We start from the raw sequence: 20,025 nt of genomic DNA on the forward strand, positions 1-20,025 counted from the left end.
CAAGCGGTGTCGGTTCAGCGTTTGCGTCGCGTCAGGCCCAGGCCTTTGGCCACGATATTATTGACCATGCGCTCGGGCAGCATGCGTGGCAATGACCAGTTGGTCAGGCGTTTGGGCACGATGGCATAGCGAAAGCGTGGCTTGTTTTCGGTCAGGGCGCGGAAGGCGCGGTCGGCGATCACCGAAGGCGGGAAGCCTTCCGGGCCGCTCTTGCTCATGTAATTGCGCAGCCGGGTCAGCGCCTTGTAATAGACCGAGCCTTCATAGGGCGAGATGTCGACCTCATCGGACTTGGCCCAGATCGGCGTCGCTACGGCGCCGGGGCCGAGCACGATCACTTCGATCCCGAACAGCATCATTTCCCGGCGCAGGGATTTGGACAGGCCTTCCACGGCATGTTTCGACGCCGAATAGGGGCCCAGGAAAGGGGCACCCATCTCGCCGGCCATTGATGACATCATCACGATCCGGCCCGGCTCCCCGGTCAGGCTCTCATCGGCGCCCAGCAAGGGTCCGAAAGCCTGGGTGGTGCGAACCACGCCGGTGACATTGACGTCGAGCTGGTGTTCGAATTCCTCGATCGGCACGGTGAGCATCGGTCCGGCGACCGCGATCCCGGCATTATTGATCAGGCCTTTCAGCGTCACCCCGTTCAGCGCGGCGCGGACCGTATCGGCGGCGCTCTGCATGGAGGCCGTGTCGGTCACTTCCATGATCAGCGGTGTCACCGCAGCGCCGAACTCTTCCTTCAACCGGTCGGCATCGGCCGGTTTGCGCACGCCGGCAAAGACATGCCAGCCCCTGGCGGTGAGCTCGGCCGTACAGGCATGGCCGATGCCGGTGGAGGCCCCGGTGACGACGGCGGATGGTGTTGGGTTGGTCATGATCAGCTCCCTGCTTTGGCGACAGGCTAGTCTGCTGCGCAGGTTTTTCCATATCGATTTTGCTTTTTCACCAGCGCGGTTAGTCTGTTGGGCGAATCTTTTGGGGAGAGCGTTATGAATTACAGAACGGGATTATTGTCGGGCGCGCTGGCACTGTGTGTCACCGCCGGTGCGTGGTCGGAAGGCCGTCAGGCGCTTGTGGGCGGTACGCTGATCGATGGTTATGGCGGCCCGCCGATCCATGACAGCGTCATCCTGGTCGAAGATGATCGTATCGTCGCGACCGGCAACCAGGACAATACGCCCGTACCGGATGGGTATGCCGTGATCTCCACCGAGGGCATGACTGTCATGCCCGGCCTGTGGGAAATGCACGCGCACCTGATGCTCAACGGGCATTCCGATTATGATCACTGGGACCGCACCTATCTCGACCGGCTCGAAGACGAGATCATGCCAGCCTCCGCCGTACAGCTCCTGCTGGCCGGGGTTACCTCGGTCCGCGATCTCGGTGCGCCGCTCGAACCGTCCATCTCGGTGCGTGACCGTATCAATGCCGGCGAGTTGCCGGGCCCGAATCTCTACGTCTCCGGTCCTTTCATCCAGCATGAACCCTATCCGGGTACCGAAGCCTTCCGCTGGGGCGTGAGCAGTGTCGGTGAGGCCCGTGCCCATGTGCGCACGCTGGCCGATGCCGGTGTCGACGTCATCAAGCTGGTCAATCAGGACCAGATGACCACCGCCGAAGCCCGCGCGGTTGTTGACGAGGCGCATGCGCGCGGCCTGCGGGTCGTCGGTCACTCCCACCGTCCCGAGGAAATCATGCTCGGCCTGGAAATCGGTATCGATAATTTCGAGCATACCGGCCTGACCACGGCGCCGGAATATCCGCCGCATGTGATCGAGGCGCTGCGGGCGCGCACCGCGCGCGGCCGCATTTCCGGCGGTCCGCTCTACTGGACGCCGACGATTGAAGGTCTGTGGAATTACGGGCGCACGCGCGAGAACTCCGAATTCCTCGATAATGATTGCTGGCATCGCGGGCTTGAGCCCGACACGATCGCCGACATCGCGGCCTCGATCGAGCATCCCGAGCGCCTGTCCTACACCCAGTTGACGCCCCTGCGCGCGCCAACCCTGCGCCGCAAGTTCGAGCAATTGCGTGAAGCCGGCGTGGTGATGCTGATTGGCACCGACAGCGGCATCCCGATGAAATTCCACTGCCAGGCCACGTGGAATGAATTCGACGTCTGGACCCGCGAGCTCGATGTGCCGGTGATGGATGCGATCCGTTCGGCGACCTATTGGCCGGCTGTCTTCATGGGCGTCGCCGATCAGACCGGTTCGATCGCACCGGGCATGACCGCTGACATTATCGCCGTCGATGGCGACCTCATGACCTATCCAAATCTGCTGCAGCACGTTGATTTCGTGATGAAGGGCGGGACGGTCTATGTCGAGGACGGGCAGGTGAATGAGGGCCTGCTTCCGGCGAATATGCGCATGGAATAGGGCGAATCCGGCCGCCTGCGGGCGGCCGGGACCCGGCCGTCACCGGTGGCGGCAGGGTGAAAATGTCTGCAACTTGTCAGCGGTCTGCGCCTGATCGCGTTGACGCTGACATTGTGCGGCCTATTGTGCACTGCGAAACTCAAGGCTGACACGCGTTCTGCGTTCGGCGATACCGACACAGCTTTCGAAAGGGTGCCTCATGGCTTCCGACTGGTCCGACCCGCGGCCAATGTCGCCACACCTCCAGGTCTGGCGCTGGCACGCGACGATGGCGTCCTCCATTCTTCACCGGGCAACCGGTATCGGCAATTATATCGGCGCGGTTGCGATTGCGGTCTGGCTGGTTCTGCTGGCTTTCGGCGCCGAGGGCTCGATTGCCTTCCTGTTCGAGGGCTGGATGGCCTGGGTCACGCGCTTCGGCCTGATCCTGCTGACCTATTCGGTGAGCTATCACTGGCTCAATGGCCTGCGGCACCTGTTCTGGGATTTCGGCAAGGGTTTCGATCCGAAAGGGTCGAACTTCCGCTCCATGGCGATCATGTTTGTCGCCATTATCCCGACTGCCGCCCTCTGGCTTGGTTTCGGGAGCTGATCGATGACGGATTACAGAACTCCAGCCGCCAAGGTGCGCGGCCTCGGCGCCTCCGGACACGGCACGGCGCATTTCATCGCCCAGCGTGTCACCTCGATTGCGCTTTTCTTCCTCGTTCCGGTCTTCGTCTGGATGCTGGCAACGTCCGGTGCCCCGGACCCGGCCGCGACGCGCGCCTTCCTCGCCTCGCCGATGGGCGCGATCGTGACCCTGCTGACGCTGACCGCCGGCTTCCATCACATGCGCTCCGGCCTGCAGGTCGTGATCGAGGACTATGTCCACAAAGCGGGCACGAAGGCCTTCCTTCTGCTCGGCAATACCTTTCTGACACTGGGCCTGTGGCTGGTCACGGTGTTCGCTCTTGTCAAACTCGCGCTGTAACGGACGTTCTTCATGGCCGACTACAAATGGATCGATCACACCTATGATGTCGTGGTCGTTGGCGCTGGCGGCTCCGGTCTGCGCGCTGCCCTGGGTGCCTCGCAAGCCGGTCTGAAGACCGCCTGCATCACCAAGGTTTTCCCGACTCGCTCGCATACGGTCGCAGCCCAGGGCGGGATTTCCGCCTCGCTCGGCAATATGGGCGAGGATGACTGGCGCTGGCATATGTATGACACCGTCAAGGGTTCCGACTGGCTCGGCGACCAGGACGCGATCGAGTATCTTTGCCGCCAGGCACCGGCCGCTGTTTACGAGCTCGAGCACTGGGGCGTGCCTTTCTCGCGCACCGAGGACGGCAAGATCTATCAGCGTGCCTTTGGCGGCATGACCCGCAATTTCGGCGAAGGCCCGGTCCAGCGCACCTGCGCCGCGGCCGACCGTACCGGTCACGCCATCCTGCACACGCTCTATGGCCAGTCCGTGCGCCATGAGACCGAATTCTTCATCGAGTATTTCGCCCTCGATCTGATCATGGAAGACGGCGTCTGCCGCGGCATCACCGCCTGGAAGCTGGATGACGGCACACTGCATCGTTTCCGCGCCCAGACCGTTGTGCTGGCAACCGGTGGCTATGGCCGCGCCTATTTCTCCGCCACTTCGGCCCACACCTGTACCGGTGACGGCAATGCCATGGTGCTGCGCGCCGGCCTGCCGCTGCAGGACATGGAATTCGTCCAGTTCCACCCGACCGGGATTTACGGCGCCGGCTGCCTGATCACCGAGGGTGCGCGCGGCGAAGGCGGTTATCTGACCAATTCCGAGGGCGAGCGCTTCATGGAGCGCTATGCGCCATCGGCCAAGGACCTCGCCTCGCGCGACGTCGTCTCACGCTCGATGACGATGGAAATCCGCGAAGGCCGTGGCGTCGGCCCGAACAAGGATCATATCCACCTGCATCTCGACCACCTCGACCCGGCCGTGCTGCATGAGCGCCTGCCCGGTATTTCCGAGAGCGCGCGTGTCTTCTCCGGCGTCGATGTGACCAAGGCTCCGATCCCGGTCCTGCCGACGGTCCACTACAATATGGGCGGCATCCCGACCAATTATCATGGCGAGGTTCTCACCAAGGTCGGCGATAATGCCGACACGGTCGTGCCCGGCCTGATGGCTGTTGGCGAAGCGGCCTGCGTCTCGGTGCATGGCGCCAATCGTCTCGGCTCCAATTCGCTGATCGATCTGGTTGTGTTCGGTCGTGCGGCCGGCCTGCGTCTCGGCGAGACCGTGACGCCCGGCGCCAGCCAACCCGAGTTCAAGCCGGAAGAAGGCCAGATCTCGCTCGACCGGCTCGACAAATATCGTCATGCGTCCGGCGGCACACCGACCGCCAAGCTGCGGCTGCAAATGCAGCGCGGCATGCAGAATAACTGCGCCGTCTTCCGCACCGGCGAAGTCCTCAATGAGGGCGTCGAGGCGATGCGCGAAGTCTATAAGGGTATGGCCGATATCGGCGTCTCCGATCGCTCCATGGTCTGGAATACCGATCTGATGGAAACCCTCGAACTCGACAATCTGCTCTGCCAGGCCGCCGTCACCGTCAATGGCGCCGTCAATCGCGAGGAAAGCCGCGGCGCGCATGCGCGTGAGGACTTCCCGGATCGAAATGACGAGACCTGGATGAAGCACACCCTCGCCTGGTGCGACGACAAGGGCGATGTGAAAATCGATTACCGGCCAGTGCATGACTACACGATGTCGAAGGATATCGAGTACATCGTGCCAAAAGCCCGGGTTTACTAAGGGAAGACGATCATGGTTGAACTCACACTTCCCCGCGGCTCTCAGCCGACCAAAGGCAAGACCTGGCCCAAGCCGGATGGCGCCAGGAATGTCCGCACTTTCCGCGTCTATCGTTATGACCCGGAAAGCGGCAACCCGCCGAGCTGGGACACCTATAAGGTCGATCTCGATGATTGCGGCCCGATGGTTCTCGATGCCATTTTGTGGATCAAGAACAATGTCGATGCGACGCTGGCTTTCCGGCGCTCCTGCCGCGAGGGCGTGTGCGGCTCGTGCTCGATGAATATTGGCGGGCGCAACACGATCGCCTGTACTTCCGGCATTGACGAGTATGACGGCACGATCACGATCTCGCCCCTGCCACACCAGCCTGTGGTGCGCGACCTGGTCCCTGACCTGACGCAATTCTACGCCCAGCATGCGGCGATCAAACCCTATCTCCAGACCGACACACCGGCTCCGGAGAAAGAGTGGAAACAATCGCCCGAGGAGCGTGCCGAGCTCGACGGGGCCTATGAGTGCATCATGTGTGCCTCATGTTCGACCGCCTGCCCGTCCTATTGGTGGAATGGCGACAAATATCTCGGGCCTGCAGCGCTGCTGCAATCCTATCGCTGGCTGGCCGACAGCCGCGATGAAGCCAAGGGCGAGCGCCTCGACGAGCTCGATGATCCGTTCAAGCTCTATCGCTGCCACACGATCATGAATTGCGCCCAGGTCTGCCCGAAGGGCCTCAATCCGGCCGAAGCCATCGGCAAGATCAAGGGCATGCTGGTCGAACGCGAAAGCTGAGATTAGGTTTGCCCGATAGCTCAAGCCCTGTGGCCTGGGCGTTGAAGGGGATCAAACATGGCACTTGGAGCTTTCTCGATCAGCCTGGCCGTCAAGGATATCCGGGCCTCGAAGGCATTCTATGAAGCCCTCGGCTTTGCCGAGACCGGCGGCAATATCGACCAGGGCTGGGTGGTCTTGCGGCTGGACGACAAGGTGATCGGCCTGTTCCAGGGCATGTTCGACAAGAATATGCTGACCTTCAATCCAGGCTGGGGCCAGCACCGCGAGGAATTGTCGGATTTCGAGGATGTCCGGGCGCTGCAGGCACGGCTGAAGGCGGCCGGGCTGGATGTGGGCGAGGATATCGAGCCGGGCACCGGGCCGGCGCATTTCATGCTCACCGATCCCGATGGCAATCCGATCCTGATCGACCAGCACGTCTGACGGCCTGGTCCGCGGGCTATCCGCCCCAGGCGGTGCGCTCGCAAATCCCGCGCATCATCGCCGTCGCTTCGGCGTCGGTGCCATCATCGGGGCCGATATCCATCGCGCGTCCGAAGGCGAGCCTGTAGCGCGCCTCGGCCTTGCCCATGAAGCCGTGGAAAATGGTCATGTCCTTCAGCTCCTCATTGATCTGCGCGAGGGCGTAATACAGGACGGGCATGCGCTGGCGCACGGCGAGCGGGATGATCGGGGTCTTGAATTTCCGCGCCAGGCTGACGGCGGTCGGGTGCCAGGGCTTTTCGGTCAATTGCCATTTCTTCCAGCTCCATTCCGACATTCGGCCGGAGGGGAAGATGACGATGCATTGTCCGGCCTTGAAGGCCTCGATGGCACGCTTGAGCATATCGCGCGACTGGGTGCGTGAGCGCGCTTCGTCGCGCCATTCCACCGGAATGATGCGTTCTTCCAGGCCGGGGCAGACCTTGAGCGCGTCGCGATTGGCGAAGAAGAGCAGGTCCGGGCGTTTGGCCTTCAGGGCATCCCAGACCGCGACGCCATCGGCGATCCCGCCGGGATGGTTGGAGACGATCACGCAGGCGCCGGTCTCCGGCACATGCTCCAGACCCGTCAGATCGACATCCAGGTCGAGATAATCCGAACACCAGTCCAGACAGTCCGTGCCGGTGCGCTGCGCGATCGCGTCGACCATGGTGACGGCGCGGCGATAGCCGAGCAGCGGATAGCCGATCCACTTGATGACCGGCCAGAGCGGCGTGTGGATCAGCCGCGGCGCGCGATCCTCGATCAGATCGTCGACGACATGTTTCGGTGCGGCCGGCAGCGGGGAATCATCTGTGTCCATGCGCCCAGAGAAGCCCGGCACGGCCCCGGGCGCAATCGACATTTGCCGGATGCGGTGGCGCAAAGGTTAACGCCTTGTTTACGCTTTGGCCCGTCGCTTGCGAGGTGCGTCTCCAAGCTTAACACCTTGTTCACGAATGGGACGCGCCATGATGATGCAAACAGCGATAGCCGCCGGGACGACGCGCAGAATGCCTGCGAAACGGGCCCGTATCGAAGATGACATCATTGCGGACTATCTCGCCATGCTGATCAAGCCCGGTGACAAGACGCTGCAGATCGGCGGCTCCGAGCTGGGGACGGTCTTCCTGCAGCGCGGTGCCTTTCACCAGGTCATCGCGCCGCTGGCGGATATCGACCAGTTGCAGACCCATTGCGAACGCCGCTCCGTCAAGACCGACCGCCTGAGCCAGCAGCCCGGCAAGGCGCCCGAACACGATCGCTCGCAGCTCGACGCGGCCCTGATCGGCTCCGATCTCGGCTTTCCGGCGATGGCCGGGAACTGGCGTCAGATCGCCGGCCGGATGAAACTGGGCGGTGTGCTGGTGCTGATGGGGGCCGGACATGGTTCGGCGGCCCGCCTGGCGGACGCGCTGATGTCCGATGAGGGCTGGACCCTGCAGGAAATGATCGCCGGGGATGTCGCCGTCTTCCGCAAGACCAGCGTGCTGGACGATGCCGAAACCCGGGCCCGGCTGCTGGAAGCGGGCAATCCACGCCGCGTACCGCGTGGCCTCAAGCCGGGACTGGTGGCGGGCGTGATGCGGACCTTGTTCGGCACCCGCCTGAATTCCCGCACCCGAGCACTGGCCCGCCGCAGCCGCTGACAGAGATGACGGCCTCAGCCGCCCGGACGCCCGCCGCTGCCACCGCGCCCGCCGCCGCCTGGCCGTTCACCGCGATCTGAACCATCCCGGCCCCTGCCGCCCTGGCGGCCGGAGCGGGGCGAGCCCAGCCAGGGCGCGCAGGCCGGCGTCGTCGCTATCGCTGCCAGTGGTTCGGCAATGAAACTCGCGGCCTCGGTTTCGATCTGTGCCGACCGGGCCCCATCCATGCGGCTGGAAATTTGCGCCTCAACGCTATTGTCGAGACGATCGAGGCCATAGGTCCGGTCGCGAATATTGCGCCGATAGACGGCGGCCCAATAGGCCGCGCGTTCGGGCGCCTGTTCACTCTCAATCCTGGAAAACTGCACGGCGAGCTCGGCCTGGGCGGCCGGCCAGCCGGCGCGCGCGGCGCGGGTTAAGCGGTCGAGGCCTTCAACCCGCATCTCATCGCGCAAGATGGCCGGCGTCGATTCGGCGGATGCAAGCTGGATGGCGCTATAGCCGGCGAGATATTCGGCGATCTCGAAACCGCTTCCCTGGCCGGCGACGCAGCGCAATATGGGCAGGGCTTGCTCATAATCGCCCTGATCGACGAGCCCGACCGCCATATTGAAGCCACCCGCACTGCCCGGACCGCCGCCGGGTATTCCGTCGCGACCCCGGGGAGAGGGCCCGTCGTGCGAGGCACAGGCGGAGAGCAGAAGCAGAGCGGCGAGGGCGGGGACTGTGATGCGAACCATCCGGTCAGGACTCCGTTGCAGTGCGAGTGACAGGGCATGAACGGACCGGCCGTGCAAATCCGTCGCAGGCCTGCACAATAAAAAACACCCGGGCGCGTCAACGCCCGGGTGTTCACACTTCATCCGTCCGGATTGGACCTAGAAGGGCAGGCTATAGGTCAGCGAGGTGATTTCGTTTTCCACGAAACCCCGATCAATCTGACGCTCATGACTGACCGTCAGCGTGCCGCCGAAGCTCAGATCGGCCGAGACACTGCCCGCCACTTCCCACCAATTGGTGTTCAGGTTGACATCGCTTGGCGCGCTGAAGGCGACCCGCCGGGCGTCATGGAAGTTCGCCGAATAGGTCTCGGCACCATCACCATATTGCTCCGCAGCGCCCATATAGATGCTGGCGGAGATATTCGTCCCCAGATCCAGTCCGAAGGCCGAGCCGATCCGGGCAATGGTATTGCTGCCGGAGCGGGCATTGATGTCCAGGCTACCAATCGCCGAGTAGCTGGTGGTTGCCTGGTAGTTCACCTTGTTGGTCGTCACGCTGGCCATGGGTGTGACCCGCAGGCCGTCAGCGCTGGAGTAGAGGTCGTAGCGGATGGCCGCGTCGACCGACGATTCGTCGGCGGTCGTGCGGGTCTGCGCCGGAACCAGTGAACCGCCCAGATTGATGGTGCGGATGGAATCGCTCTCATGGCCGGTGAAGCTCACCGCCAGGCTGGCCGAGATCCGGCCGCCCGAATAGGAGGCGAAGGCCGTGAATTGTTCCGATTCCGCGCTGACATTGGTGTGACCCAGCGCCGTGCCCGCAGTGTTGTCAGAGCTGGCAAAGCCGGCTGCGACGCCGATGCGGATGGAGTCGGACAGCGGAACGTCGAGACCGACCAGCGAATAATCGCCCTCGATCACGCTATCGGGGCTACCCGCAACAGTCTGAGCGGTTGCATCGATCATCCCGACAGCGCCGAACACACGCCGGGTTGAGCTGTCATCGCTACCACCAGCGGCAGAGTTCGACTTGACGGTCGCACGGGCCAGCAGGCCGAGATCGCTCATGCCAGCCATGCCATTGGCCTGTTTGGCGTCGGCGAGGATGTCATTGCCGCCACCGCCATACAGGGCCAGCGTTCCGATCTGCTCGCGCAGGGTGCGACCGAGTGCATCGGAATGCGACCGGACGGAGCGATCGAACATGACGCTTTCATACGGTGAGAGCGTGTCGAGTGCGACCGTCAGATCGGCACCTTCCAGCAGATCCAGTGCGCCATAGATGTCCGCCAAATCGGAATAGGATCCGGCACGGCCGCCATCGAGGGCTTCGCCCAGGCCAACCTGGAAATTGTTGGTGAAGGTGGCCTGTGAATTGAAGTCTGCGGCTTCAAGCCGGACATTCGCCGTGGTGGCGGTGTAGTAGAGAACCGGCGTCAGCACGCCTGGCAGATCATTGACCGAGCCGAATGTCCCGGCAACCGTACCCGCGGTGAGGAATGTATAATCATCACCAAAGCGCGGCAGATAGCCGGCTGTCGGGCTGAGCAGAACCGTACCGCCAAGCGATGCGGCACCGGTGACAATCAGGCGGTCGGAGATGCCATCACCGAACTCGATGGCCAGCCCGCTTGCCGAGGCAAGTACGAGGCTGCCATTGAGGGTCATGTCCCCGATGGTGCCCAGATCGCCCGGGCCGATCAGGCCCATGATATTGGTCAGGTAAGGCGTGTTGATCGTGCCCGAACCGGTCAGCAGGCCGGACATCAGCAGATAATCGCCGAAGGTCGACAGCGTGCCGTCGACATTGACGCTACCCGCCTGGTGCATGATTTCAACGAGGCTGGTGAGATCACCGGTCGCGCCGATATCGAGGCCGGCAGAGGCGCCGCTAATGGTCAGATAGTCGATTTCAACCGTGCTGTTGAGCGTGGTCGTGCCGTCAGCAGCCAGGTTGACGTCGAAATAACGGGCATTGATGCCCAGCGCGATATCGGGATCGATATTGTCAGGCACGAAACCGGTTGCGCCGGCGAGACCGTTCTCGAGTGTGGCTGCCGGGAGCGGGTCGGAGGTGAATTCACCGGGAACCAGCGCCAGGCTGCCGCTGCCGTCCTGCGGGGCGTCTTCGACCGAGAGGTCAGAGCCTTCAATGGACAGCACGCCGTCGCCGATCGAATCGGCGTTGATGCCCTGGACATCGCCGATCATATTGCCGTCCGCCGCACCAGCCGGTGTCGGGTCTTCATAGGGCCCGACCGCGCCGGTCGCCAGATCCTGGCATTCATGGCCGATGCCGCTGACGCCGCCCGGTGCGAAACAGACCAGGCCCCAGCTCGGGTCGGTGCCGGCAACGCCGACGCCCGGATTGCCCGGCAGGCCATTTACGACATCGCCATTGGCATCAATGATGCGGAAGGCCGGGTCGATTTCGGTGAGCCAATGATTGCCATCTTCCCAGGCCCCATCGCCGGCGGCCGCGGTCGCATAGCGTACCGGGCTGTTGGCGACGATCCAGTCCCAGAACAGATAGAGCGGCTGGTAGAAGCTCTCCGTGCCATAGGAGCTGAAGGCTTGTGGGCCAAAGAAGCGCGAGCCACCGGACAGAACGCCCAGGACCAGGTCTTCATTGACACCGGGATTATTGGCCGCATCAAGGATGAGCGGGCCACCGGAATCGCCGCCAGCGGTGATGCCTTCATTGGTGGCCGCGTTGCCGTAATACAGGTCGAAGTCGAATGGATTGGTCCGCGTCGGGTCGTCGAAATCCAGACGGTAGAGATTTTGCGGCAGATCACCGAACGGGTCGCCAAACAGGAAGGTGTTGCGCTCATCGAATGACGCCAGGGCGCCGATAAAGTTCTCGGCAGCCCGGCGGCGCCAGTCGATGCCGTAGATGGCGCCGGCCGTCGCGGTTCCGCTGCGGCCATAGCCGCTCATGGTGACATGATAGCCCGATCCGGTTTCCGCAGAATAGCTGGTTGGTGCCGGCAGAGCCGAGAAGAGCAGTGCCCAGGTCGGCACTTCGCTCGCCGGGGTGTCGAGCACGGACAGGGCGACATCACCTTCAAGGAAGCCTGCGCCCTCGGGGCGGGCGATCGAGTCCAGATTGTAGATCACCTGGTTGACGTTGAAGACGGCGAGATCCGGATTGGATGCAAAACCGTTATTGATCCAGTCGATAAAGCCGGGCAGCGCATTGGAGCCGAACGACCAGGCGGCCGGGAGGGTGGTGCCAAAATCGCTGGCAGGGTTCGAGTTGACGCAGTGTGCGGCAAAAATCACCGTGCGGCGATTGAACAGGGTGCCCGTGCAGACAAAGCCGTCATTGCGAAAGAACATGCCAACGCCGGTGACATCGGTGGCGGTATCGAGAATCGTGTCGGGCGTTCCTGGATCGGCAGGAACGATGGTTCCCACTTCAGTCTGGGCCATGGCCGTCGGCGCGGCGATAAGCAGTGCGAGCAGCGAGCAGCTGGCCCCCATCGACTGTCTGAATTTTTTCGTGAAGCGCTCGTGCGACATGGAATTTCCCCTTGGCCATTCGGCTGCTGCGATCATCCGGCAATCCCTGTGATTGCAGAAAGGCAGCGTTCATATTTTAGTACCGGACAGGGGAAAGGCCGGTCAAGGATTCTCTTGCCCTACAGCATGATTAGCGGGTGGGTGTGCATTTGAAACCACGCGCGATTTTCAACGTCTGGTCGAATGCCGGCGGCTGGCTGCGCCTGCGCGCCAGACTGGTCCCGGCGGGCCGCTCAGTCGCGCGCGGCCTGCAGGGCGTCATTGATCGCCTGGGCGATGGGCACGTTGAAAGCCCCGCCGAGCGCTTCTGCCCACTGGTAATAGCCTTCATCGAAGGCTGCAGCCGTCTCGGCCTTCTCATCGAGCAAGGTCAGGGCGGAGGCGGCAAAAGCGTCCCGCGTGAAGGGAATGTGTCCGAAGACGAGCAATTCCGGGCCCTCGCCCATATCCACCGTCGCGGCATTGAAGATCGTGCAGTGAAAGACGATCTGGCCATCAAGCTCGGCCGCAGCCTCGATCCGGCCGATCACCGCGCGGGCATCCGGCTCGCTGCTGTCGCGTATGCTCCAGGCCTGACCAACTTTGAACTGCATCGCGCGCTCCATCACTTAGACGGAATGTGCGTAAGCGCGATCGCGGTTTCTGCCAACTCACGAGGGCCGCGACCGAAGGTCACGTCGCGCTGCATCTCATCGCCTCGACACGGCCCGGTCACCGGTTTAAGTCAGCCTTAATGGCATGGCGCGACCTCCGCAGCCATCATCAAGCTTAATCGGGAGCGAGTCACATGACGCGTGAAATCCAACACTTCATTGACGGCAAGGCCTTCAAGGGGAAATCCGGACAGTTCGGCGATATTTTCAATCCCAATACCGGCGAAGTTCAGGCCCGCGTCCAGTTCGCGACCCGCGATGAAGTGGCCGATGCCGTGGCCGGTGCCAAGAAGGGCCAGGCGATCTGGGCCGCGATGAACCCGCAGCGCCGCGCCCGCGTGCTGATGAAATACAAGATGATGGTCGAGGACCAGATGGAGGAGCTTGCCCATCTTCTCTCCTCCGAGCATGGCAAGGTCATCGCCGACGCCAAGGGCGATCTGATCCGCGGTCTGGAAGTGATCGAATTTGCCTGTGGCGTGCCGCACCTGATGAAGGGCGAGTATACCGAGAGCGCCGGCCCCGGCATTGACGTCTATTCCATGCGCCAGCCGCTCGGCGTTGTCGCCGGCATCACCCCGTTCAATTTTCCCGCGATGATCCCGATGTGGTTCATGGGCATGGCGCTGTCGACCGGCAATGCGATGATCCTGAAGCCGTCAGAGAAGGATCCATCCGTGCCGGTCCGCCTGGCCGAAATCATGATCGAAGCCGGTCTCCCGGAGGGTGTGCTGCAGGTTGTGCATGGCGACAAGACCGCCGTTGATGCCCTGATCGAGCATGACGATATCAAGGCCGTCAGCTTCGTCGGCTCCTCCAATATCGCCCATTACATCGCCCAGGGCTGTACCAAACATGCCAAGCGCTTCCAGGCGATGGGCGGGGCGAAGAACCACGGCATCATCATGCCCGACGCCGATATGGACCAGGTCGTCAACGACTTCCTTGGTGCCGCCTATGGTTCGGCCGGCGAGCGCTGCATGGCGTTGCCTGTCGCCGTACCGGTTGGCAAGAAGACCGCCGATGAATTCGTCGCGCGCATCAAGGCGGAAGCCGTCAATCTGCGCATCGGCGTCTCCACCGACGACACCGCCCATTACGGCCCGGTTGTTTCGGCGGCACATCGCAAGACGATCGAGAATTACATCCAGATGGGGATTGATGAGGGTGCCGAGCTCCTGCTCGACGGCCGCGGTTTCCAGTTGCAGGGGCATGAGAAGGGCTTCTTCATCGGCCCGACCCTGTTCGACCATGTCAAACCGGGCATGCAATCCTATGAGGAAGAGATCTTTGGCCCCGTGCTGCAGGTCGTGCGCGCCGATACCCTGGAAGAGGCGGCGGCCCTGCCCAGTAATCACCAGTATGGCAATGGTGTCGCCATCTTCACCCGTAATGGTCTGGCCGCCCGCGAATTTGCCGCCAAGGTCAATGTCGGCATGGTCGGCATCAATGTGCCGATCCCGGTCCCCGTCGCCTATCATTCCTTCGGCGGCTGGAAGCGTTCCGCCTTCACCGACACCAATCAGTACGGCACGGACGGCATCCGCTTCTTCACCAAGATCAAGACGGTGACCCAGCGCTGGCCGACCGGCGATATCGGCGACCAGGCCTTCGTCATCCCGACGATGAACTAGTCACGGATTGTCTGGATTGAATTGTGTTGGCTTCTGCCGGCCCGTGTGGCGGGCAGGAGCCAGCGCCGCAGGTCAGGCCGGTGCGGCCCTGCAGCTTGTTTCATCGCGGAGCCAGGCCGTTGCCGTGCCGACATCCTCGAACACCCGGGATCGGGTGGGGACGTCTTCAATCCCGGTCGTAACCTGGCTTAAATAGGCCTCATCCCAGCAGATTGGCCGCACATAGGCGATCAGGGCACCGGAATCGATGGCCTGAATGAAGCCGGAAATGATCTCGCGCGACAATGATGGCGAATTCTGTTTCTGGATCTGGCTTGAATCGAAAAGAATGGCGGACACGGCGTGTTGTTTTAGCAGCTCCCGGACCCGTTCCGCGCCCCAGCCAGCCTCGCGCCGCAGCAATGCGCCGCTGCTCTCGATCAGGATCAGGCATTCGCTTTCATTGAGGCTGACTTTTATCGGCATACGCTTATCCACACACAGCATGTTTTTATTGGTTGATTTCAAGCTTAGGTCCCGCCCCCCGGGGAGGCCAGTATTTCTTGATGATTCTGGTCTACCTGTCGTGGGATCCGGGGGCATTGCACCTGGGTTATTCTGGCACAGGATCGCGGCCATCCGGCCGGCTCCGGGCTATGCTTGCCTTGAGGATCCAGCCCGGCGAGGATAATGGTGATGACAACCGGCCCATGCGGGCGAATTCAGTCTGAGGTCCACATGCCGTCATTCGATTTTCGCACCGTGCCACATATTCATGTCGGTGCCGGTTCCGCAGCGCGCCTGGCCCGGCTCGCGGCCCCGCTGATCGGCGACCGCCGCCGCATATTTCTCGTCACCGATCCCGGCGTTCGCGCCGCCGGCCTGACCGACGCCGCGGTGGCCGCGCTCGAAGCGGCCGGTCTTTCGGTTTCAATTTTCGACCAGGTCGTCGCCGATCCACCCGAGGCTGTCGTGCTGGCGGCCGAGGATGCCGCGCGGGCTTTCGGCGCGGAACTCATCATCGGCTTCGGGGGTGGCAGTTCGATGGACTGCGCCAAGCTTGTGGCAATGTTATGCGGGTCCAGCCAGAGCCTTGCAGCCATGTATGGCGTGAATAACGCGACGGGTCCGCGACTGCCGCTGATTCTCATACCCACAACGGCCGGAACCGGTTCGGAAGTGACCCCGATCTCGGTCGTGACGGTCGGGGAGAGTTCGAAGATGGGCGTCAATTCACCTGCCCTGTATGGCGATCTCGCCGTGCTGGACGCCGAACTCACCTATGGCTTGCCGCGCGCCACCACGGCGGCGACCGGAATCGACGCCATGGTTCACGCGATCGAGGCCTATACGACCCGCCTGCAGAAAAATCCCGTCTCCGACGCCCTCGCCCTGGCCGGTCTGAAGAAGCTCCACGGCGCCATTGAGCGCGCCTGCACCGATGGCCGCGACACCGAAGCGCGCGAGGATATGTTGCTCGGAGCCTTGCTGGCCGGGCAGGCCTTTGCCAATGCGCCGGTCGGCGCGGTACACGCGCTGGCCTATCCGCTCGGCGGCGTGTTCCACGTCCCGCACGGCCTGTCCAACTCCTTGATGTTGCCCCCGGTCCTGCGCTTCAACGCGCCCGCCGCAGAGCCATTCTATGGCGAGCTCGCCAGCCATCTGGGCCTGCACGCCTCGACCCAGGGTCTGGTCGAGGAGATGGAAAGGATCGCCGCGTCGGTGGGGATAGAAACACGGCTGTCGCAGGTCGGTGTCAGCCATAATGATCTGCCGCGCCTGGCCGAAGAGGCGATGCTGGTGACCCGGCTCCTGGTCAATAATCCCCGCGAAATGACGCTCGATGACGCGCACGCCTGTTACGAGGCCGTCCTGTGACCGAGGCGCGGCCACGCGCCGCCTATCGCCGCTGGAGGGATCTGCCAACCCGTTGGGCCGACAATGATATTTACGGCCACATCAATAATGCCGCCTATTACGGTTTCTTCGATACGATCGTAAACTGCTTCCTGATCGAGGAGGCCGGACTGGACATCCACAACGGTGATGTCATCGGTCTGGTGGTCGAGACGGGCTGTAATTATTTCGCACCACTGGCCTATCCCGACCGGGTCGAAGGCGGCCTGCGCATCGCGAAAATAGGCCGGTCTTCCGTACGTTACGAGATCGCCCTGTTCAAACCCGGTGAGCCCGAAGCTGCCGCCCAGGGCCATTTCGTCCACGTTTATGTGGACCGCGAAACCCGCCGCCCCATGCCCCTGCCCGACGCCATGCGCACAGCCCTGGAGGCGGTGCATGCGTGAGGTGGAAAAACCGGTCTGGCTGGTCATTGCCGGCATCGTGACGGTGGTGTCTCTCGCCGCGGCGGTGATCCGGCTGTGGCCAGCTGGATAGCCGGGCCGACGGCCTTCCCCCATTGACGCCATCGCAACCCCTCGCCATTAGGCTTGTCCCATGGCGACGCCGATTTCATTGTGGCAAGAGCGGGTTGGCTCCGGGGTGCTGTCGGCGGATGCGGACCAGGAGCGGGCCGCGCGCTTGCTGACGGCGCTGTCGCAGCGTCTGCAGGGCTGGACGCCCGGCGCAAAAACACTGTTCGGTAAAACCAAACCGGCGCCACGCGGCCTCTATCTCTGGGGCGGCGTCGGGCGCGGTAAATCCATGCTGATGGATATTTTCGTCGATACCGCACCGGTCGAGACCAGGCGACGGGCGCATTTTCATGAATTCATGCAGGATGTGCATGCTCGCATCGGCGCGTGGCGCGGCCTAAGCGACAGCGAACGCAAACGCCGACCCGAATATGTCCGGGGCACCGGCGATGATCCGATTCCGCCAGTCGCGCGCGCCCTTGCCCAGCAGGCGCGTCTGCTGGCCTTTGATGAATTCCAGGTCAGCGATATTGCCGATGCGATGATCCTCGGACGTCTGTTTGACCGCTTGTTTGAAGAGGGTGTCGTGGTCGTCGCGACCTCCAATCGCCATCCCGACGACCTCTATCTCGACGGTATCAATCGCCAGCTTTTCCTGCCCTTCATCGAGGAGCTGAAATCGCGTCTCGACCTGGTCGAACTCAATGGCGGCGTAGATCACCGTCTGCGGCAGCTCGAGGCGGCACCGGTCTATTATGCCCCGCTGGGGCCCGACGCCGCAGCGGCGATGGATGCGGCCTGGGCGCGGCTGACCCAGGGCGCGACGCCGCAACACTGCGTGCTTGAGGTTTCCGGGCGCCAGTTGTGCGTCGAGCGCGAGGTCGCGGGCGTCGCCCGCTTCAGCTTTGAGGAATTATGCGCACGGCCACTTGGTGCCGCTGACTATCTCGCCATCGCGGCACGGTTTCACACCGTTCTGCTCGATGATGTGCCCGAGCTGCAGCGCGACAAGCGCAATGAGGCCAAGCGGTTCGTGACGTTGATTGATGCCCTCTATGAGGCGAAGACCAAGCTGGTGATGAGCGCCGATGCCGAGCCCGTCGATCTCTATCCGCAGGGCGATGGCGCGTTTGAATTCGAACGCACCGCCTCGCGCCTGATCGAGATGCGCAGCCATGATTATCTTGCCGCACAATGGCAGGTCCGCGATCCCGGGCCGGCCAGCTGATCGGCCTTTCCTTGATGGAGAACGCCCATGTCCTCTTCCTTCGGGCTTGATGCCCGCCTGACCCGCTATGTCCGCGACGCAAACCGGCCGGAACACCCGGCGCAGCTGAGATGCCGGCTCGAGACCGAGGCAATGGGCGATGTGGCGGTGATGCAGATCAGCCCGGAACAGGGCGCCTTCCTGCAAATCTGCGCGCGGCTGGTGCAGGCGCGGACTGCTGTCGAGATCGGCGTCTTCACTGGCTATTCGGCGCTGGCGACCATGCTGGCAATGGTCGAGCTGCACGGTCCGGCGGCGCGGCTCTATGGCTGCGATATCTCGGACGATTACACCGGGCGGGCCCGGTCCTACTGGCAGGAGGCAGGCATTGACGGCCAGATCGAGCTGCGTATCGGTGATGCACGCGAAACTCTCGGCGAACTGATCGGCGACATCGCCGGCAGCGTCGACATGGTCTTCATCGATGCCGACAAAACCGGATATGACGCCTATTACGAAGCGGCGCTGAGGCTCTTGCGACCGGGCGGCCTGGTGTTGTTCGACAATGTCTTGTGGTCAGGCAGTGTCGCCGATCCGCAGCGCTGTTCGGCGGATGCCGATACAGCGGCCCTCAAGGCGCTGGCCGATAAGGTCCGCGATGATGCGCGCGTCGATATGGCGTTCACGACCATTGGTGACGGCATTCTCATGGCGATCAAGCGATGACGCCGGACCGGTCGGGTCCGAGAAGGTCTCTTGCCCGGACGCGCGTGCGGGGTTAGACCGCGAGCCAGCAATTCATTTCCCTCAAGAGGAGCTCTCCCCATGGCCCGTAACAAGATTGCGCTCATCGGATCCGGTATGATCGGTGGCACTTTGGCTCATATCGCCGCGCGTGAAGAACTCGGCGATGTCGTCCTGTTCGACATTGCTGCCGGTGTTGCCAAGGGCAAGGCCCTCGATATCGCTGAAGCCAGCCCGGTTTTCGGCAAGGATTCCAAACTGGCCGGCGCTGACGACTATGCCGCCATTGCCGGCGCCGATGTCTGCATCGTCACCGCCGGTGTGCCGCGCAAGCCAGGCATGAGCCGCGATGACCTTCTCGGCATCAATCTGAAAGTGATGAAGGCGGTTGGCGAAGGCATTGCCAAACACGCGCCCGACGCTTTCGTGATCTGCATCACCAACCCGCTCGACGCCATGGTCTGGGCCCTGCGCCAGTTCTCCGGCCTGCCGCACAACAAGGTCGTCGGCATGGCCGGCGTGCTCGACAGCGCCCGCTTCCGCCATTTCCTCGCCGATGAGTTCTCGGTTTCGGTTGAAGACGTCACCGCTTTCGTGATGGGCGGGCATGGCGACACCATGGTGCCGCTGCTGCGTTACTCCACCGTCGCCGGCATCCCGGTTCCCGATCTGATCGCCATGGGCTGGTCGACCGACGCCAAGATGGAAGAAATCGTCAAGCGCACGCGCGGCGGCGGCGGCGAGATCGTCGCCCTGCTCGGCACCGGCTCGGCTTTCTATGCACCGGCCGAGAGTGCCATTGAAATGGCGACCGCCTATCTGCGCGACAAGAAGCGCGTCCTGCCTTGCGCCGCACATCTGACTGGCCAGTTCGGCCAGGACGACATGTATGTCGGCGTGCCCGTCGTGATTGGTGCCGGTGGTGTCGAGAAAGTGGTCGAGATCCAGCTCAATGCTGAAGAACAGGCCATGTTCGATGTCTCGGTCGACTCGGTCAAAGGTCTGGTCGCGGCCTGTAAGGCGCTCGACCCGTCGCTCGCCTGATCCGGACGCCAGTCTGAGATGAAGAACGGCCGCTGGAGATATCCGGCGGCCGTTCTCGTGTTTCCACGCCGGT

19 protein-coding genes are annotated in these 20,025 nt (G+C 62.9%); 13 read left to right on the forward strand and 6 right to left on the reverse strand.

The annotated features are described in order from the left end of the window. Positions 1–14: 14 nt before the first annotated feature. Entirely contained in the window at positions 15–884 is an 870-nt protein-coding gene (locus BLT42_RS00245) for an SDR family NAD(P)-dependent oxidoreductase (protein WP_091764992.1), read from the reverse strand. A 114-nt stretch (positions 885–998) separates the two neighbouring features. Here BLT42_RS00245 and BLT42_RS00250 point away from each other — a divergent pair, with 114 nt between their 5' ends. The 6 genes from BLT42_RS00250 (at position 999) to BLT42_RS00275 (ending at position 6,384) form a co-directional block, all read left to right on the forward strand. Next, a complete protein-coding gene (locus tag BLT42_RS00250; protein WP_091764993.1) occupies positions 999–2,396 on the forward strand; it encodes an amidohydrolase family protein in 1,398 nt (465 codons plus the stop codon). A gap of 199 nt (positions 2,397–2,595) precedes the next feature. Continuing rightward, positions 2,596–2,988: a succinate dehydrogenase, cytochrome b556 subunit gene (gene sdhC / locus BLT42_RS00255; protein WP_091764995.1), complete on the forward strand. Its 393-nt coding sequence runs from the start codon at positions 2,596–2,598 to the stop codon at positions 2,986–2,988. A 3-nt stretch (positions 2,989–2,991) separates the two neighbouring features. Continuing rightward, positions 2,992–3,369: a succinate dehydrogenase, hydrophobic membrane anchor protein gene (sdhD, locus tag BLT42_RS00260; RefSeq protein WP_091764996.1), complete on the forward strand. Its 378-nt coding sequence runs from the start codon at positions 2,992–2,994 to the stop codon at positions 3,367–3,369. A 12-nt stretch (positions 3,370–3,381) separates the two neighbouring features. Then, positions 3,382–5,166 carry a succinate dehydrogenase flavoprotein subunit gene (sdhA, locus tag BLT42_RS00265; RefSeq protein ID WP_091764998.1) on the forward strand — a complete coding sequence of 595 codons (1,785 nt, stop codon included), beginning with the start codon at positions 3,382–3,384 and terminating at the stop codon, positions 5,164–5,166. A gap of 12 nt (positions 5,167–5,178) precedes the next feature. Then, a complete protein-coding gene (locus BLT42_RS00270) occupies positions 5,179–5,958 on the forward strand; it encodes a succinate dehydrogenase iron-sulfur subunit (RefSeq protein WP_091765000.1) in 780 nt (259 codons plus the stop codon). 57 nt (positions 5,959–6,015) lie between these two features. Further along, positions 6,016–6,384 carry a VOC family protein gene (locus BLT42_RS00275; protein WP_091765003.1) on the forward strand — a complete coding sequence of 123 codons (369 nt, stop codon included), beginning with the start codon at positions 6,016–6,018 and terminating at the stop codon, positions 6,382–6,384. Between the two features lie 16 nt (positions 6,385–6,400). On the opposite strand, the gene BLT42_RS00280 is transcribed toward BLT42_RS00275, so the two are convergent. Continuing rightward, complete coding sequence (locus BLT42_RS00280; RefSeq protein ID WP_091765822.1) at positions 6,401–7,246, reverse strand: 1-acyl-sn-glycerol-3-phosphate acyltransferase; 846 nt, start codon at positions 7,244–7,246, stop codon at positions 6,401–6,403. Between the two features lie 190 nt (positions 7,247–7,436). On the opposite strand from BLT42_RS00280, the gene BLT42_RS00285 reads away from it, so the two are divergent. Continuing rightward, on the forward strand, positions 7,437–8,072 hold the full coding sequence (locus tag BLT42_RS00285) for a hypothetical protein (protein ID WP_091765007.1): 636 nt from the start codon (positions 7,437–7,439) through the stop codon (positions 8,070–8,072). A 14-nt stretch (positions 8,073–8,086) separates the two neighbouring features. Here the strand turns inward: BLT42_RS00285 and BLT42_RS00290 are convergent, their stop codons facing one another. From BLT42_RS00290 to BLT42_RS00300, 3 genes are all read right to left on the reverse strand, one after another. Continuing rightward, on the reverse strand, positions 8,087–8,812 hold the full coding sequence (locus BLT42_RS00290) for a hypothetical protein (RefSeq protein ID WP_143023979.1): 726 nt from the start codon (positions 8,810–8,812) through the stop codon (positions 8,087–8,089). 138 nt (positions 8,813–8,950) lie between these two features. Next, positions 8,951–12,319: an autotransporter domain-containing protein gene (locus tag BLT42_RS00295; RefSeq protein WP_091765013.1), complete on the reverse strand. Its 3,369-nt coding sequence runs from the start codon at positions 12,317–12,319 to the stop codon at positions 8,951–8,953. Positions 12,320–12,552: 233 nt separating this feature from the next. After that, positions 12,553–12,912 carry a hypothetical protein gene (locus BLT42_RS00300; protein WP_143023980.1) on the reverse strand — a complete coding sequence of 120 codons (360 nt, stop codon included), beginning with the start codon at positions 12,910–12,912 and terminating at the stop codon, positions 12,553–12,555. A 194-nt stretch (positions 12,913–13,106) separates the two neighbouring features. On the opposite strand from BLT42_RS00300, the gene BLT42_RS00305 reads away from it, so the two are divergent. Further along, a complete protein-coding gene (locus BLT42_RS00305) occupies positions 13,107–14,606 on the forward strand; it encodes a CoA-acylating methylmalonate-semialdehyde dehydrogenase (RefSeq protein WP_091765018.1) in 1,500 nt (499 codons plus the stop codon). Between the two features lie 72 nt (positions 14,607–14,678). On the opposite strand, the gene BLT42_RS00310 is transcribed toward BLT42_RS00305, so the two are convergent. Continuing rightward, complete coding sequence (locus BLT42_RS00310) at positions 14,679–15,224, reverse strand: hypothetical protein (RefSeq protein ID WP_143023981.1); 546 nt, start codon at positions 15,222–15,224, stop codon at positions 14,679–14,681. Positions 15,225–15,323: 99 nt separating this feature from the next. On the opposite strand from BLT42_RS00310, the gene BLT42_RS00315 reads away from it, so the two are divergent. The 5 genes from BLT42_RS00315 to mdh all read left to right on the forward strand — a co-directional run bounded on the left by BLT42_RS00315 (position 15,324) and on the right by mdh (position 19,952). Beyond that, on the forward strand, positions 15,324–16,463 hold the full coding sequence (locus BLT42_RS00315; RefSeq protein WP_091765025.1) for an iron-containing alcohol dehydrogenase: 1,140 nt from the start codon (positions 15,324–15,326) through the stop codon (positions 16,461–16,463). Then, positions 16,460–16,888, forward strand: coding sequence for an acyl-CoA thioesterase (locus tag BLT42_RS00320; RefSeq protein ID WP_091765028.1), 429 nt, complete (start codon positions 16,460–16,462; stop codon positions 16,886–16,888). Before BLT42_RS00315 ends, BLT42_RS00320 begins: the two co-directional genes overlap by 4 nt. A 151-nt stretch (positions 16,889–17,039) precedes the next feature. Continuing rightward, a complete protein-coding gene (gene zapE / locus BLT42_RS00325) occupies positions 17,040–18,185 on the forward strand; it encodes a cell division protein ZapE (protein WP_091765030.1) in 1,146 nt (381 codons plus the stop codon). A 27-nt stretch (positions 18,186–18,212) separates the two neighbouring features. Continuing rightward, positions 18,213–18,890, forward strand: coding sequence for an O-methyltransferase (locus BLT42_RS00330; protein ID WP_091765031.1), 678 nt, complete (start codon positions 18,213–18,215; stop codon positions 18,888–18,890). A 99-nt stretch (positions 18,891–18,989) separates the two neighbouring features. Next, positions 18,990–19,952 (forward strand): malate dehydrogenase, encoded by a 963-nt coding sequence (gene mdh, locus BLT42_RS00335; RefSeq protein WP_091765033.1) that lies wholly within the window; start codon positions 18,990–18,992, stop codon positions 19,950–19,952. The last annotated feature ends 73 nt before the right edge of the window (positions 19,953–20,025 follow it).

Source organism: Maricaulis salignorans (assembly GCF_900103475.1).
Classification (GTDB): domain Bacteria; phylum Pseudomonadota; class Alphaproteobacteria; order Caulobacterales; family Maricaulaceae; genus Maricaulis; species Maricaulis salignorans.

Excerpts from the sequence above, each read along its gene's own strand:
- BLT42_RS00245 (WP_091764992.1), bottom strand. The coding sequence starts at position 884 with ATGACCAACCCAACACCATCCGCCGTCGTCACCGGGGCCTCCACCGGC.
- BLT42_RS00250 (WP_091764993.1), top strand. The coding sequence starts at position 999 with ATGAATTACAGAACGGGATTATTGTCGGGCGCGCTGGCACTGTGTGTC.
- sdhC (WP_091764995.1), top strand. The coding sequence starts at position 2,596 with ATGGCTTCCGACTGGTCCGACCCGCGGCCAATGTCGCCACACCTCCAG.
- sdhD (WP_091764996.1), top strand. The coding sequence starts at position 2,992 with ATGACGGATTACAGAACTCCAGCCGCCAAGGTGCGCGGCCTCGGCGCC.
- sdhA (WP_091764998.1), top strand. The coding sequence starts at position 3,382 with ATGGCCGACTACAAATGGATCGATCACACCTATGATGTCGTGGTCGTT.
- BLT42_RS00270 (WP_091765000.1), top strand. The coding sequence starts at position 5,179 with ATGGTTGAACTCACACTTCCCCGCGGCTCTCAGCCGACCAAAGGCAAG.
- BLT42_RS00275 (WP_091765003.1), top strand. The coding sequence starts at position 6,016 with ATGGCACTTGGAGCTTTCTCGATCAGCCTGGCCGTCAAGGATATCCGG.
- BLT42_RS00280 (WP_091765822.1), bottom strand. The coding sequence starts at position 7,246 with ATGGACACAGATGATTCCCCGCTGCCGGCCGCACCGAAACATGTCGTC.
- BLT42_RS00285 (WP_091765007.1), top strand. The coding sequence starts at position 7,437 with ATGCCTGCGAAACGGGCCCGTATCGAAGATGACATCATTGCGGACTAT.
- BLT42_RS00290 (WP_143023979.1), bottom strand. The coding sequence starts at position 8,812 with ATGGTTCGCATCACAGTCCCCGCCCTCGCCGCTCTGCTTCTGCTCTCC.
- BLT42_RS00295 (WP_091765013.1), bottom strand. The coding sequence starts at position 12,319 with ATGTCGCACGAGCGCTTCACGAAAAAATTCAGACAGTCGATGGGGGCC.
- BLT42_RS00300 (WP_143023980.1), bottom strand. The coding sequence starts at position 12,912 with ATGCAGTTCAAAGTTGGTCAGGCCTGGAGCATACGCGACAGCAGCGAG.
- BLT42_RS00305 (WP_091765018.1), top strand. The coding sequence starts at position 13,107 with ATGACGCGTGAAATCCAACACTTCATTGACGGCAAGGCCTTCAAGGGG.
- BLT42_RS00310 (WP_143023981.1), bottom strand. The coding sequence starts at position 15,224 with ATGGCCGCGATCCTGTGCCAGAATAACCCAGGTGCAATGCCCCCGGAT.
- BLT42_RS00315 (WP_091765025.1), top strand. The coding sequence starts at position 15,324 with ATGCCGTCATTCGATTTTCGCACCGTGCCACATATTCATGTCGGTGCC.
- zapE (WP_091765030.1), top strand. The coding sequence starts at position 17,040 with ATGGCGACGCCGATTTCATTGTGGCAAGAGCGGGTTGGCTCCGGGGTG.
- BLT42_RS00330 (WP_091765031.1), top strand. The coding sequence starts at position 18,213 with ATGTCCTCTTCCTTCGGGCTTGATGCCCGCCTGACCCGCTATGTCCGC.
- mdh (WP_091765033.1), top strand. The coding sequence starts at position 18,990 with ATGGCCCGTAACAAGATTGCGCTCATCGGATCCGGTATGATCGGTGGC.